This is a genomic window from Microbulbifer okhotskensis (genome assembly GCF_023895975.1).
GTDB classification, from domain to species: Bacteria; Pseudomonadota; Gammaproteobacteria; order Pseudomonadales; family Cellvibrionaceae; genus Microbulbifer; species Microbulbifer okhotskensis.
This window is the reverse complement of record NZ_JALBWM010000437.1, coordinates 1-337: the sequence shown is the minus strand read 5'-3', so window position 1 is coordinate 337 and position 337 is coordinate 1. Positions and strand designations below refer to the sequence as shown.

The window sequence follows — 337 nt, the reverse complement described above, 5'->3', positions numbered from 1 at the left end:
CAGCACAATGGCCAGAGCCAGGATCAGCGCGGGAATGCCGGTAAACCCTACAGCGATCCACTGGATTCTGTTTCGGTCTGCTCTGGTCATGGTTACAGCCCCAGAGTCATGCCGAGCACACAGGCCAGTACAATTAGGGCGCGACGCAGTGTAGCGAGTGAAGCATTAAGCCGTAGCTCCCGTGCGCCTACCATGGAATCTTTTTGCAGCCGTAGGGACAGCTGGAAGAAATCGTGCGGGCGGGCATAGTGGAACAGGCTGCGGTCTAACCAATAGCCAAGCACCACGGCACCAGTGACCAGTGCGGTTTTATATAGAACTACGGGTAACTGCTGCG

General features: G+C 56.4%; 1 protein-coding gene. It reads right to left on the bottom strand.

Annotation, left to right across the window (positions count from 1 at the left end):
* Window positions 1-92: 92 nt before the first annotated feature.
* A partial coding sequence (locus tag MO867_RS24465; RefSeq protein ID WP_252473425.1) for a putative holin occupies window positions 93-337 on the bottom strand: 245 nt, incomplete at its 5' end.